This is a genomic window from Pseudoalteromonas sp. SG41-5, assembly GCF_014164495.1.
GTDB classification, from domain to species: Bacteria; Pseudomonadota; Gammaproteobacteria; order Enterobacterales; family Alteromonadaceae; genus Pseudoalteromonas; species Pseudoalteromonas rhizosphaerae.
Genome location: NZ_JACJFH010000308.1, coordinates 1 through 338 on the forward strand (window position 1 = coordinate 1; position 338 = coordinate 338).

Annotated in this window: 1 pseudogene; it reads left to right on the top strand. The window is 37.9% G+C overall.

Annotation, left to right across the window (positions count from 1 at the left end):
- Positions 1-338 (top strand): annotated as a pseudogene (locus H5232_RS23775) (hypothetical protein); the annotation flags it as partial.

The following is a 338-nucleotide window of genomic DNA, read 5'->3' on the forward strand; positions in this document are numbered from 1 at the left end:
TTTACTTTTGATATACCAGGTTGTGAACAACGAGATGACTTAGGTAACTGTTGCTTTAAATGGGAAGAGATTGTTTGCAGGTTAACCTCGAAAATGGGCGCGCCGGGTGTAATGAATTACTTTCCAGAAATTAGTCATATAGACCAAGAAAAGTACCCTAAAACAATAGTAACCGGTTCAGTTGTAGAGCTTTCAGCTAATCCAGTGCATTGTTATTTATTATGGGAGTGTTATGTGCGCTTTATGGATTTAAGTAAGCCATTGCCCGATGTGCCGGTATATGAACAACACCGACATTTAGATCCAATTACAGCAGAGTTTGATAAAAATAATAATCG